This is a genomic window from Mycobacterium sp. B14F4 (genome assembly GCF_039871645.1).
Lineage (GTDB): Bacteria > Actinomycetota > Actinomycetes > Mycobacteriales > Mycobacteriaceae > Mycobacterium.
This window is the reverse complement of record NZ_JBDPMF010000008.1, coordinates 25,574-38,819: the sequence shown is the minus strand read 5'-3', so window position 1 is coordinate 38,819 and position 13,246 is coordinate 25,574. Positions and strand designations below refer to the sequence as shown.

Annotated in this window: 12 protein-coding genes; 7 read left to right on the top strand and 5 right to left on the bottom strand. The window is 67.7% G+C overall.

Translation table 11 applies throughout. The features are described 5' to 3' along the window. Nucleotides 1–2 precede the first annotated feature (2 nt). Together ABGB19_RS20595 and sdhC are read right to left on the bottom strand one after the other, a co-directional pair. On the bottom strand, nt 3–422 hold the full coding sequence (locus ABGB19_RS20595; RefSeq protein WP_347688036.1) for a succinate dehydrogenase hydrophobic membrane anchor subunit: 420 nt from the start codon (nt 420–422) through the stop codon (nt 3–5). Between the two features lie 56 nt (nt 423–478). Further along, nucleotides 479–919, bottom strand: a complete 441-nt coding sequence (gene sdhC, locus ABGB19_RS20590) for a succinate dehydrogenase, cytochrome b556 subunit (protein ID WP_347687855.1) — start codon at nt 917–919, stop codon at nt 479–481. Between the two features lie 243 nt (nt 920–1,162). Between sdhC and ABGB19_RS20585 the strand changes: the two genes are divergently transcribed. From ABGB19_RS20585 to ABGB19_RS20570, 4 genes are read left to right on the top strand one after another with little or no spacing between them, the layout of a single operon-like run. Continuing rightward, complete coding sequence (locus ABGB19_RS20585) at nt 1,163–1,555, top strand: cytidine deaminase (protein ID WP_347687854.1); 393 nt, start codon at nt 1,163–1,165, stop codon at nt 1,553–1,555. A 40-nt stretch (nt 1,556–1,595) separates the two neighbouring features. Continuing rightward, nucleotides 1,596–2,084 carry a DUF2231 domain-containing protein gene (locus ABGB19_RS20580; RefSeq protein ID WP_347687853.1) on the top strand — a complete coding sequence of 163 codons (489 nt, stop codon included), beginning with the start codon at nt 1,596–1,598 and terminating at the stop codon, nt 2,082–2,084. Nucleotides 2,085–2,119: 35 nt separating this feature from the next. After that, on the top strand, nt 2,120–3,439 hold the full coding sequence (locus ABGB19_RS20575; RefSeq protein WP_347687852.1) for a thymidine phosphorylase: 1,320 nt from the start codon (nt 2,120–2,122) through the stop codon (nt 3,437–3,439). After that, nucleotides 3,436–4,524: an adenosine deaminase gene (locus ABGB19_RS20570; protein WP_347687851.1), complete on the top strand. Its 1,089-nt coding sequence runs from the start codon at nt 3,436–3,438 to the stop codon at nt 4,522–4,524. Before ABGB19_RS20575 ends, ABGB19_RS20570 begins: the two co-directional genes overlap by 4 nt. Nucleotides 4,525–4,577: 53 nt before the next feature. Here the strand turns inward: ABGB19_RS20570 and ABGB19_RS20565 are convergent, their stop codons facing one another. Then, on the bottom strand, nt 4,578–5,828 hold the full coding sequence (locus tag ABGB19_RS20565; protein ID WP_347687850.1) for a primosomal protein: 1,251 nt from the start codon (nt 5,826–5,828) through the stop codon (nt 4,578–4,580). Nucleotides 5,829–5,920: 92 nt separating this feature from the next. Between ABGB19_RS20565 and ABGB19_RS20560 the strand changes: the two genes are divergently transcribed. Both ABGB19_RS20560 and adhE read left to right on the top strand, forming a co-directional pair. Then, nucleotides 5,921–6,307 (top strand): hypothetical protein, encoded by a 387-nt coding sequence (locus tag ABGB19_RS20560; protein WP_347687849.1) that lies wholly within the window; start codon nt 5,921–5,923, stop codon nt 6,305–6,307. A 176-nt stretch (nt 6,308–6,483) separates the two neighbouring features. Further along, nucleotides 6,484–9,072: a bifunctional acetaldehyde-CoA/alcohol dehydrogenase gene (gene adhE / locus ABGB19_RS20555; RefSeq protein WP_347687848.1), complete on the top strand. Its 2,589-nt coding sequence runs from the start codon at nt 6,484–6,486 to the stop codon at nt 9,070–9,072. On the opposite strand, the gene ABGB19_RS20550 is transcribed toward adhE, so the two are convergent. Both ABGB19_RS20550 and ABGB19_RS20545 read right to left on the bottom strand, forming a co-directional pair. Next, complete coding sequence (locus ABGB19_RS20550) at nt 9,069–10,652, bottom strand: NAD(P)/FAD-dependent oxidoreductase (protein ID WP_347687847.1); 1,584 nt, start codon at nt 10,650–10,652, stop codon at nt 9,069–9,071. The two genes, adhE and ABGB19_RS20550, sit on opposite strands and share 4 nt — an antisense overlap. Further along, nucleotides 10,649–10,963, bottom strand: coding sequence for a hypothetical protein (locus tag ABGB19_RS20545; RefSeq protein ID WP_347687846.1), 315 nt, complete (start codon nt 10,961–10,963; stop codon nt 10,649–10,651). Before ABGB19_RS20545 ends, ABGB19_RS20550 begins: the two co-directional genes overlap by 4 nt. Before the next feature lie 156 nt (nt 10,964–11,119). On the opposite strand from ABGB19_RS20545, the gene glgX reads away from it, so the two are divergent. Next, nucleotides 11,120–13,171: a glycogen debranching protein GlgX gene (gene glgX, locus ABGB19_RS20540; RefSeq protein ID WP_347687845.1), complete on the top strand. Its 2,052-nt coding sequence runs from the start codon at nt 11,120–11,122 to the stop codon at nt 13,169–13,171. Nucleotides 13,172–13,246: the final 75 nt, after the last annotated feature.

Here is a 13,246-nt window from a genome sequence, read left to right as displayed (position 1 = left end):
CCCTATGAGATGTTCGCGTCGAAGGTGACCAGCACGTAGCTGCCGAGCACCAGGGTGAAGCCCGTGGCCAGCAGCAGCAGCGAGTTCAGCCAGAACTTGGTGCTGTTCTTACGCGCGTAGTCACCGATGATGGTGCGCAGGCCGTTGGCCCCGTGCAGCTGGGCCAGCCACAGCAGCGACATGTCCCAGATCTGCCAGAACGGCGAGGCCCAGCGTTCGGCGACGTAGTTGAAGTCGATGCGGTAGACGCCGTCCTGCCACATCAGCATCACGAACAGGTGGCCGAGCGCCAGGAACACGAGCGCCACCCCGGAGAACCGCATGAACAGCCAGGCGTACTTCTCGAAGTACGGGATGCCGCGCGGACGCCGCGGTGCCCGCGGGTGGTCCAGGCCGGCCGGGCGGTCGTACTCCTTCTCCATCACCGGGGCGATGCGGCCCTCGCGGTGGTGGGGGGTCCAGGTCCCTCCCGCCGCGCTCACAGGAACCGCTCCGCCATGTGCATGCCGATGATGCCGACCGACGGGATGATGATCGCCAGGAAGACGCCGGCCACCGCCCACAGCATCTGCCGCTGGTAGCGCGCACCCTTGTGCCAGAAGTCGATGAGGATGACCCGGATGCCGTTGAGGGCGTGGTAGAGCACCGCGACGACCAGGCCGATCTCCATCAGGCCGATCAGCGGGGTCTTGTAGGTCTCGATGACCTCGTTGTAGGCCTGCGGGCTGACGCGTACCAGCGCGGTGTCGAGCACGTGGACGAACAGGAAGAAGAAGATCGTCGCGCCGGTGATGCGGTGCAGCACCCAGGACCACATCGCGGGGTCGCCGCGGTAGAGGGAACGTCTGCGCGGCGGTTGCGATCGAGGAGCCGGTACCGCCGAGGCTCCGGGCGGTCCCTCGGATATCTGAGTACTCATCTGGCCTCCAACGCCTTCGGTGGACGTTTGGGCTGGGCGCCGCACCGGCGCGAAATCCGGTTCCGGCTTGCACGCTCGACCCAAACCTCGGGGGGACTCTAATCCCATTTGTACTGCTGAACGAACTACGGTTTAACCGTCGACCTAGCGACATGAGCCCCAGCTAGGTCACCTACTTGTGAGCTGAGCCATAGGGCGGGAGCTGCGAACTCCACTACCAACGGCGGAGACGAGGATCGGGCGATGCCGGACATTAACTGGAAACTGTTGCGCACCAGGGCAATCGAAGCCTCCACCCAGGCCTACGCACCGTATTCGGGGTTTGCGGTGGGCGCGGCGGCGCTGGTCGACGACGACCGGATTGTGGCCGGCTGCAATGTGGAAAATGTCTCATATGGCCTAGGTCTCTGTGCCGAGTGCGCAGTGGTCTGCGACCTACGTTCCGGAGGTGGCGGGCGGCTGGTCGCGCTGTCCTGCGTGGACGCGGCTGGCCGGGTCTTGATGCCGTGCGGACGGTGCCGCCAGGTTCTGCTGGAGCACGGCGGACCGGCGATGTTGATCGACCACCCGTCCGGTCCTCGGCCCTTGGGCGACCTGCTGCCCGACGCATTCGGGCCCGAGGACCTCGCCCGCTGATCACCGGTTTGTGCCCGCGGGGGCGGGGTACGCCGAGTCCATGACTAGTCGCGCGAAGGTATTGGGGCATCCGGTTCATCCGATGCTGATCCCGTTCCCGGTCGGTCTGCTGACGACTGCCGTCGTGTTCGACGTGCTCTACCTGATCACCGACCGGGCAGGGTTCACGGTGGCGGCGGCGTATGCGATCGCCGGCGGCATCATCGGTGGTGCGCTCGCGGCGCCGTTCGGGTGGATCGACTATTTCAAGATCCCGAACGGCAGCCGTGCCAAGCGCATCGGGCTGGTGCACGGGCTGGCCAACATCGTCGTGGTGGTGCTGTTCGCGATCAGTTGGCTGTTGCGGTTGAACGCGGGCGGTTGGGATCCCACGGTGTTGGCGCTGGTGTGCAGCTTCGTTGCCGTGGCGGTGGCCGGCGTTGCCGCGTGGCTCGGTGGTGAGCTGGTCGACCGCCTCGGCATCGGGGTCGACGAGGGCGCCCACCCGGATGCGCCGAGCTCGCTGACCCACAAGCACGCGGCCGCTTAGCCGTCACCCGTGCGGGCCGCCGGTAAGGTCGGTCCGTGGCTGAAGAGCCTGCGACGCACGCGCATCCGTTCGACGCGCCGACCGTCATCCGGACCAAGCGCGACGGCGGCGTGCTCTCGGATGCGGCGATCGACTGGGTGATCGACGCCTACACCCACGGCGGCGTCGCCGAGGAGCAGATGTCGGCGCTGCTGATGGCGATCTTCCTGCGCGGTATGACCGGCGCGGAGATCGCCCGCTGGACGTCCGCGATGGTGGCGTCGGGCGAACGCATGGACTTCACCGGCCTGCGCCGCGACGGCAAGCCGCTGGCGTTGGTGGACAAGCATTCCACGGGCGGGGTGGGCGACAAGATCACCATCCCGCTGCTGCCGGTCGTGATGGCCTGCGGCGGTGCGGTGCCCCAGGCCGCGGGCCGTGGACTCGGCCATACCGGTGGCACCCTCGACAAGCTGGAAGCGATCCCCGGTTTCACCGCCGAGATCTCGAAAGCCCAGATCCGGCAACAGCTTTGCGATCTCGGTGCGGCGGTGTTCGCCGCCGGTGAGCTCGCGCCGGCCGACCGCAAGATCTACGCGCTGCGCGACATCACCGCCACCACCGAGTCGCTGCCGCTGATCGCGAGCTCGGTGATGAGCAAGAAGATCGCCGAGGGCACCCGCGCGCTGGTGCTGGACACGAAGGTGGGCACGGGCGCCTTCCTCAAGACCGAGGCCGAATGTCGGGAGCTGGCCCGCACGATGGTCGACCTGGGTACCGCGGCCGGCCTGTCGACGCGAGCGCTGCTGACCGACATGTCGACGCCGTTGGGCCGCGCGGTGGGCAACGCCGTCGAGGTGGCCGAGTCACTGGAGGTGCTGGCCGGCGGGGGACCGGCCGACGTCGTCGACCTGACATTGGCGCTGGCGACCGAGATGCTCGACGCCGCCGGCCTCGACGGCGTCGATCCGGCAGCGACGCTGCGGGACGGGTCGGCGATGGACCGGTTCCGCGCGCTCGTCGCCGCGCAGGGCGGCGACCTGGCTCAACCGTTGCCGGTCGGTCCCCACGCCGAGACCATCACCGCGCCGCGCGATGGCACGATGGGGGACATCGACGCGATGGCGGTGGGTCTTGCGGTGTGGCGACTCGGTGCGGGCCGCTCCCGTCCTGGTGAGCGCGTGCAGCCCGGCGCGGGGTTGCTCATCCACCGTCGGCCGGGCGAGCCCGTCACCGCAGGTGAAGCGGTGTTCACGCTCTACACCGAGACGCCGGAGCGGTTCGCGGCGGCGATGGCCGAGCTGGACGGCGGCTGGTCCGTCGGGGACTGCGCGCCGCCGCAGCGGCCGTTGATCATCGATCGGATAGCGACATGACGACCCCGCTGACGCTGGACTCCATCCGGCAGGCGCCCAAGGCGCTGCTGCACGATCACCTCGACGGCGGGTTGCGGCCGGCCACCGTCCTCGAGTTGGCCGAGGCGACGGCCTACCACGACCTGCCTGCCACCGACGTCGACGAGCTGGCGACGTTCTTCCGCACCGCCGCGCACAGTGGGTCGCTGGTGCGCTACCTCGAGCCGTTCGCCCACACCGTCGGGGTGATGCAGACGCCGGAGGCGCTGCACCGGGTGGCCTGCGAGTGCGTCGAGGACCTGGCCGCCGACAACGTCGTCTACGCCGAGGTGCGGTTCGCACCGGAACTGCACATCGACGCCGGGCTGTCGCTGGACGCGGTCGTCGAGGCCGTGCTGGCGGGCTTCGCCGACGGCGAGAAGGCCGTCAGCGCCGAGGGACGGACGATCACGGTGCGCTGCCTCGTCACCGCGATGCGGCACGCGGCGCGGTCGCGGGAGATCGCCGAGCTGGCGATCCGCTTCCGCGACAAGGGTGTCGTCGGCTTCGACATCGCGGGTGCCGAGGCGGGATATCCGCCGACGCGGCACCTCGACGCGTTCGAGTACATGCGAGGCAACAACGCCCGCTTCACGATTCATGCCGGCGAGGCGTTCGGCCTGCCGTCCATTCACGAGGCGATCGCGTTCTGCGGCGCCGATCGGCTCGGTCACGGCGTGCGGATCGTCGACGACATCAGCGTCGCGCCGGATGGCACGGCTCAACTGGGACGGCTGGCCAACCTGTTGCGCGACAAGCGGATTCCGTTCGAGATGTGCCCGTCGTCGAATGTGCAGACCGGCGCGGTCCGCAGCATCGCCGAGCATCCGTTCGATCTGCTGGCGCGGCTGCGGTTCCGCGTCACGGTCAACACCGACAACCGCTTGATCAGCGACACCACGATGAGCCAGGAGATGCTGCGGCTCGTCGAGGCGTTCGGCTACGGCTGGAGCGATTTGCAGCGATTTACGATCAACGCGATGAAGTCGGCGTTCATCTCGTTCGACGAGCGACTGGCGATCATCGACGACATCATCAAGCCGCGCTACGCCGTACTGATCGGCTAGCTCACGCCGCTCATCGCGTGCATCTTGCGGTCGCTCGCGGAGAGTGGGGAGTGCTATTCGGGACGCAGCCGGGACTCGACGAACGCCTCGAGCGCCTCCCACTGCTCGACGGCCTTGGCGTAGGGCGGGCTGGGCGCGCGGACCTTGTCGGGCTCCAGCACATGCGCGACGACGTGGCCAAGCGGCTGGTCCACGTCGAGCGTCTCCTCGACCGTGTTGTCCTCGGCGTACCGGCCGACGTCCCTGAGCAATTCGACGGCGAGCTCGAGCTGGTCGCGGTCGATCGCGTCCAGCCCGTCGGCGAGGTCGTCGACGATCCCGGTCAGCACGTAGACGTTGTCGTCGGTGATGTCGATCTGCAGCGAACCGTCCGTGGCGGCCGTGCGGATGTCGTCGTAGGTCGCCAGGTCGGACAGGTCGTGGTCGTGCTCGTCGGCCAGGTACCGCGCCAGCGCGCGCTCCGAGCCGAAGACGCTGATGCGGCCGTTGCGGCCGAGGAACACCGGTTCGTCCTCGAGATAACAGCGCAGCGTGAAGTAGGTGCCGCCGCTGGTCATCATCCGCACCGGGTCGATGCCGACCTTGAGCCAGAAGTCCTCGTCGCTGCCCAGCACCAGGTTCGAGGCCTGGGTCTCGAGCACCTCCTCCTCGTCGCCGTCGTCGGTGTCCTCGACAACCTCTTCCGCTTCCGGCTCGGGTTCCGGCGCCGGCTCGGCGAGCTCCACCTCGGCCTTCTTCGCGGCCTGCGCGTCGACGTCGGGCGTCGTCACCACCTCGTCGATGGCGTCGACGACGTTGTCCCACGCCCGGCCGATCACCGCCTCGATCTCGCCCCAGCGCTTGCGGCCGCTGCGTCCGGAGAACGCGTCGATGCCGCCGCCGAGCGTGCCCAGCACGGGGTTGCCGTTGAAGAACCTGCTGACCGGGCCCAGCTCGCAGACCGATCCGAGCGACGCGACGATCGCCAGCGTGCGGTGCAGTTGGGCGACCGTCTCCTCGCTGGGCTTCTCGGCGACGATGTCGGGCACGCCGACGATGTCGTACTGCCGCTCTTCGGCGGGGTCCAGCCGGTGCGCGTTGGCCTCCGTCAGCTTCTCCCACGCGGGGTGGTCGGTGAGGTCGTTGTCGTTGTCGGTCCGGACGAACGACACCAGGTCGGCGACCGATTCGAAGGCGTACAGGTCCTCGTCCTTGCCGAGGAACGCCTCCCACTCGTCACCGGCGTCGCGCCAGCGGGGAGCCCACAGCGTGTACAGGTCACCCTTTGTCAGCCCGAGCCGGACCGGCACGATCTCAGCAGCCATGCGGCACAGGATAGCCACCAGCCCGCAGGCACTGACGCCGAGCAGGGCCAAACGGCACGGGTCAGCGGTGGAGTTCGGCAGAATCTCCAGACATGGCGACGAGGAACGGCCGCGGCATCGCGCTGGCCGGCGTAATCGGCGCCGCCGTGGTGGCGGCGGTGGTACTGGTGCCCGGGATGCGCGTCGGCGCCACTCAGCCGTGGCTCGGGGCGCTGGTGATCGTCGTGCCCACCGCGGCTCTGCTCGCGGCGACCGGCTACCGGCACTACGGGTTGGCCCGCGCGCTGGCGATTGCCGTGTCGGTGTCGGTCCTCGCCGGCGCGGTGAGTTGGGTGGTCGCGGTGTTCACGTTGGTCAAGGCCCTCAGCGGTGAAGGCGTCGGGCTCGCGTGGGCGGTGCTGCTGTTCCTCACGCCGGTGGTGTCGGTGCTGGCGCCGGGCACGCTGGCCTTGCGTCTTCTTCGGCCGGCGGCGGAGTGACCAAAGTCCCCTTCGCGCGGGATTCGGTCCCCTCTGTGCAGAATCGGCTGGTCTGACAGCCGAAGAGACGTAGCGTCGAGGGCAACCGCGCAACCGGTTTCGGTGGCCTTCGCGCGGGCTGGTCAAAAGTCAAGGGCGCGAACATGAGTTCTATTCGTACGGATGACAACCTTCGGGTGACGGACACTCCTGACGGCGAGCGGCCGACAGTCGACGTCGATGCCGTCGTCGACGCCGCGGCCCGTGCGGCGCGGGAGTTCCGAACCTTCGATCAGGAGCGGGTCGACACCATCGTCGAGGCGATGGTGCGGGCCGGACTGCGGGCGGCCGCCGAGTTGGCCGCGGTGGCCATCGAGGAGACCGGCTTCGGCGTGTTCGAGGACAAGGTCGTCAAGAACTACGTCGCCACGGAGTTCCTGCACGACTACCTGCGCGACAAGAAGTCGGTCGGCATCATCGACGAGGACGTCGAGAACAACATCCGCTATGTCGCCGAGCCGATCGGGGTGGTGCTGGCGATCACCCCGGTGACCAACCCGACGTCGACGGTGTTGTTCAAGGCGATCGTGGCCGCGAAGACGCGCAACGCGATCCTGTTCCGTCCGTCGCCGTACGCCGTGCGGTGCTGCGAGCGCAGCGTGGAGATCCTGCGGGAAGCCGCCGAAGCGGCCGGAATGCCGCCGGGCGCGCTGCAGGTCATCCCGGACGCGGCGCACGAGGTGACCCACTACCTGTTCAAGCACCCCAAGGTCGACTTCGTCTGGGTGACCGGCGGACCGAAGATCGTCGCGCTCGCCAACGCTTCCGGGAAGCCGGGTATCAGCGTCGGACCCGGCAACGCGCCGATCTACATCCACAAGACGGCCGACATCAAGGGCGCCGTCGTCGACATGCTGATCTCGAAGACGTTCGACTCGTCGGTGATCTGTCCGGCCGAGCAGACATGCATCATCGACGACGAGATCTACGACGAGGTCGTCGCGGAGTTCGAGCGGATGGGCGCGCGCCTGCTCACCCCCGACGAGGCCGACAAGATCGCGGAATTCGCGTTCGGCTGCGGTGACAAGGTCTCGCTGGATGCCGTGGGGCAGAAGGCGTCCGAACTCGCCGCCCGGGCCGGCTTCACGGTGTCACCGACGGTGAAGGTGTTGCTCGCGCCGCTGCCGTCCGATCTCGACGAACTCGCCGCGCATCCGCTGGTGGCCGAGAAGCTGATGCCGGTGCTGGGACTGGTGCGGGCGCGCAGCGTCCAGCACGGTATCGACGCGGCCGTGCTGGTCACCGAGCACGGGGGACTGGGGCACACCTCGGCGATCTACGCCAACGACGACGACGTCGTCGACGCCTACAGCCTGGCGGTGCGCACGGGGCGCATCCTCGTCAACGCTCCAACCGCGGTCGGCGCGCTCGGCGGCATCTACAACAACCTGACGCCGACGTTCTCGCTGGGCTGCGGCACCTGGGGCGGCTCGAGCACCACCGAGAACGTCAACTACCGGCAGCTGCTCAACATCAAAACCGTTGCGCACCGGCGCACTCCGCCGCAGTGGTTCCGGGTGCCGTCGAACACGTACTTCAACGAGGGGGCGCTGGACAACCTGCGCGATCTCGACTGTGAAACGGCCGTCGTGATCACCGACGCGCTGAGCGAGGAGCGTGGCGTGGTGGATCAGGTGCGCAGCAAGCTGCGCACCCATCACGTGCAGGTGTTCAGCGAGGTGACGCCGGAGCCCGACGAGGCGACGATCCGGCGCGGGGTGGCGCTGATCCAGCGCGCCGAGCCCGACGTGCTGATCGCCGTCGGCGGCGGGTCGGTGCTGGACGCCGCGAAGGCGATGCGGTTGTTCTACGAGCATCCGGAGAAGACGCTGGACGAGCTGACGATGCCGTTCCTGGATCCCCGCAAGCGGGTGGCCGAATTCCCGACCGATCGGCACCGCCTCGAATTGGTCGCGATCCCAACGACTTCGGGCACCGGCTCGGAAGTGTCACCGGCGGCCGTGCTGACCGTGGGCGGTCGCAAGGAGACGCTGGTCGACTACAGCCTGGTGCCCGACCTGGCGATCGTCGACCCGGTCCTGACGGCGTCGATGCCGCCGACGCTGACAGCCGATACCGGTGTCGACGCGTTGACGCACGCCCTGGAGGCGGTGATCTCGATCTTTGCGTCGTCCTACACGGATGCGTTGTGTGCGCAGGCGGTGCGGCTGATCTTCGACGCGCTGCCCCGGGCGTACGCCGATCCGGAGGACATGTCGGCGCGCACCGACATGTCGAACGCGGCGACGCTGGCGGGGTTGGCGTTCTCGAACGCGTTCGTCGGCACCAATCATGCGCTGGCGCACGCCGTCGGGGCGAGGTTCGGTATCGCGCACGGCCGGGCCAACGGGATCTTCCTGCCCCACGTGCTGCGCTACAACTCCAGCCTGCCGAGCAAGTTCATGCCGGCGCCGGGGTATTCGGCATATGTGGTGCCCGAGAAGTACGCCCAACTCGGCGCGCTTGTCTTCGGTGGGCACGACCCGCAAGACTGCCGGGAGCGACTGTTCAGCGGCGTCGAGGACCTGCTCGACCGACTCGACATGCCACGATCGCTGAAGGACTACGGCGTCCCCGAGAACGAATTCCTCTCGGCCCTCGACGGACTCGCGATGACGGCCTTCGAGGATCTGAGCAACAGGACCAACCCCCGGATGCCGCTGGTCAGCGAGATCACCGCGCTGCTGCGGGCGGGCTACTACGGCGATACGCCCGAGGCGAGCTAGGGCTGGCGCGACTTGACGGCCGCCCTGGCCGCCAGCATGCCGGTCGTCATGGCCCCGGTGAAGCCGCCGAAGCCGCCGAAGCTGGACGCCAACAGGAGCCCGGGGACAGTGGTCGTGACGCCTGTCTCGGAGCCGAGCGAGGGCCGCCCCCGTGGTGGCTCCGGAGAGAAACCGTAGACCGCCCCTCCGGGGGTGTTGAGGTAGCGGTGCATGGTCACGGCGGTCGCCATGTCGGCCTGCACGACGGCGTCGGCGAACCCGGGATAGTAGCGGTCGACTTCGGTGACGATCGCATCGCACCAGGCGCTGCGGTGGGCGTGGTATGCCTCGTCGTCAAGCCCGTCCCAATTCGCCATGCGGTCCACGCCGCCAACCGAAACCAGGTGCAATCCCTCGGGATTCAAGCCGCTGTCGATTGCGCTGTAGTCCACGACGGCCACCGCGGGCATCTGTTCTCCTGGCGGTCCCGCCAAGAGTTCGGCGCATCGGGAGTAGTCCGAAATGGAGTTGATCCAGTCCGGCAACAGCATGGTCGAGTAACACGTCATCCCCAGTTCGCGGGGTGGTCGGTTCAGGCCGAGCGCGATGGAGAACAACGAGATCGACGGACCGCGGTGTTGGTAATGCGCGGTGAACTCCTGACGCGCGTCGGGCGGTAACGCATCGGCGAGGACCGTCGGAGCGGCGTTGCCGAACAGGACCGGTGCGCGGTCGATGGTGCGGTCGCTGCCATCGGCTGCGGTGTGTGCGACACCGACCGCGCGGCCTTCATCGTCGAGAAGGATCTCGGTCACCGTGCGGCCCGTGCGCGCCGCACCCCGTTCGGCCTCGACGACATCAACGAGAAGCTCGCTGAGCCTGCCCGAGCCGCCCCGGATGTACGTGCCGCCGCTGCCGAGGTAGCCGCCCTGCGCAATCGCATAGACCAGCCACCACAGCCGGTCGGGGTCATCGGCGTAGTAGCCGAGGTTGGCGGCGAGGGCGAGCTTGGGAAGCTCGTCGTCGCCGAACAGGCGGTCGAACACGTCCGCGAGGCTCGACCGGCCATCGCGCAGCAGGGGCCACAGCTTGAGAGGCAGTTCGGGCGCGTGCAGGAACCACCACAGGGTGTCGTGCTGCTCGCCGACGACGGACATCGCCTGTTGAATAGCCCGCAGCCGTCGGAAGAACTCGCGCAAAGCGCGGCGATGGTCCGGTAAGCGGGCGACGAGCGCCGCCTCGGCGGCGTCGAAACCGTGCGGTAGGAGGAACGGCGGGTCGAACAGCCGACCGCGCACTTCGTAGAAGGCGCCGACCGGCACGAACTCCAGGTCATCGGAAATGCCGAGGGCTCGCAGGATGCGGGCTTTCGGGTCGGCCGGATCGCTCAGGTCGGCGGTCTCGTGCAGCGAGGCTTCGATGGTGAGCTCTCCGCGCCGGTAGGTCGTTGCGGCTCCGCCGAACTGGTCGCTGCGCTCGAGAACCAGCACGCGGTGGCCCGCACGCGCGTACAGCGCGGCCGCAGTCAGGCCACCCAGACCGGACCCGATGCTGATGGCGTCATAGGTACCCGTCATGGCGTGGGCGTGGTGAGTCGTCACCCATGCGAATCGTCGGGCTTGCGCAGTGACCGGTCCGCGCTGCGCACAACGCTGCGCAGGAACTCGTACTGAGTCGTGACCAGTCGGTCGGCCATGTCCAGCGCTGCATCGATCACGGTTTCGCGCCCTGCCGGGCGGTCCTCTTTCGCCGGCATCGCCTCATCGACGGTGTCGACGAACTTGCGCACCGCCTCGATCGCGGCCCGCTGTCCGGCCTCGACCGACTTGAGCACCTCGTCGGACAAGTCCGCCGCCCGCTCCACCACTGTTTGGGCGGTGGCCGCCGCGTTCTTTTCGGATTTCTCGGTCATGATCGCGCTCCCGATGTTGGATGTCGATGATCCCTCGAGAATCCGCTGTCGGTTGATCCGGGACTAGGGCCATTCGGCTCAGATTTCTCCGCGTGCGATGGCTGCACGCCACGAAATCGACCTGCTGGCGGCCCGACTCGCTTCACAATGAAAACCATGGGTCGCAGTGTGGCCGCGGGCCGTGCCTACCCGTTGGGTGCTCAGTGGGGCGATGGCGGCACCAACTTCTCGGTGTGGTCGCGCACTGCATCGCGGCTGGATCTGTTGTTGTTCGACGACGTCGACGACGCGCGGCCGGCGCGCGTGATTGAGCTGGACCGCCAACGGAATCGGACGGCCTACTACTGGCATGTGTTCGTGCCCGACATCGGGCCGGGGCAGGTCTACGCCTGGCGCGTCCACGACACGTCGGCCATCCTTCTGGATCCGTACGGCCTCGCGGTAGCGGTGCCCGCGGCCTACGACCGGATGGCCGGCACGCTCGCGGATCGGGATGCGCGTACCGCGATGAAGAGTGTCGTGGCCGATCTTTCGGGCTACGACTGGGAAGGGGATGTCCCTCTCGGGCGGCCGTTCGCGCGCACCGTCATCTACGAGCTGCATGTCCGCGGCTTCACCGCCCACCCCAACAGCGAACTGGCTCCTGCGCTCGCCGGCACGTACGCGGGGCTGGTGGCCAAGATCCCGTATCTGCGCTCGCTGGGGATCACCGCGGTCGAGCTGATGCCGGTGCTGGCCTTCGATCCGCAGGACGCGCCGCCCGGACTGGTCAACTACTGGGGCTACAGCCCGGTGTCGTTCTTCGCCCCGCACGCCGCCTACGCGTCGTCCGGCGACCCTCTCGGCGCGTTGGATGAATTCCGGGACATGGTCAAGGAACTGCACCGGGCCGGAATCGAGGTGATCCTCGATGTCGTGTTCAACCACACGGCCGAGGGTGGGGCTGACGGTCCGACGTTCTGCTGGCGTGGGCTGGACAACGAGACCTATTACATCCTCGATCCGACTCACCCAGCGAGCTATCTGGACGTCACCGGATGCGGTAACACCGTGAACGCCAACAACTCTGTGGTGCGGCGCATGATCATCGACGCGCTGCATCACTGGGTGGATCAGATGCACGTGGACGGTTTCCGGTTCGACCTCGCCTCGGCCATGACGCGCGACGATCGCGGCGCTCCCATGGCCGATCCGCCGATCATTTGGGAGATCGAGAGCGATCCGGTGCTGGCAGGAACCAAGGTGATCGCGGAGGCCTGGGACGTCGCCGGGCTGTACCAGCTCGGATCGTTCGTCGGCGACCGCTGGCGGGAATGGAACGGCAAGTTCCGTGACGAGGTCCGCAGGTTCGTGCGCGGTGACCCCGGCACGGTGGCGCTGCTGCCCAACCGGCTGCTGGGCAGTCCGGACCTGTTCGGGCATCGTCCCGCCGAGGTCGAGCACAGCATCAACTTCGTCGCATGTCACGACGGCTTCACGCTCAACGACCTCGTCAGCTATGCGCGAAAACACAATGAGGGCAACCTCGCTCACAACAGCGATGGCGCCGACGACAACTACTCCACCAACTGCGGGGTCGAAGGACCGTCCGACGATCCTTCGATTGAGCACCTGCGGACTCGGCTGGTGAAGAACCTGCTGGGAATCACCTTGATCGCGATGGGTGTGCCGATGATCGTCATGGGCGACGAGGTCCGGCGAACGCAGATGGGCAACAACAACCCCTACTGCCAGGACAACGAAATCAGTTGGTTCGACTGGTCTTTGACGGACCGCCACGCCGATATCCGACGATTCGTCGAGAAGCTGATCGACGTGCGGCTCGAGCTCGACATGACCCGGGTGATGCACGGGCTGCCGCTGCGGGAGTTCCTGACCCGTTCGTTGGTGCAGTTCCACGGTCCTCAGCTCTATCGGCCCGACTGGTCGGACGATTCCCGCACACTGGCGGTAACCGTGCGCAGCGTGATCGGCACACGGATGGTGCACGCGATGCTCAACAGCTCCGAAGAGTCGATGGATTTCGAGCTGCCTCCGGTCGCCGAGCCGGAGTTGCCGTGGCGGCGGGTCGCCGACACGGCGCTGGACTCGCCCGACGATGTCGCGGATCTCGTGAGCGCACAGCCGGTCTCGGGCACGACGTATCAGGTCCGCGCACATTCGGTGGTGTTGTTGTCCGCCGACCTTCACGACAACTCAGACAGCTGAGACTGCGGCTCAACAGTATTCGCGATCGTGCAACCCTGGCACCGCGACTCGCGCGCGAGTCTGCCTAGAAGCGGC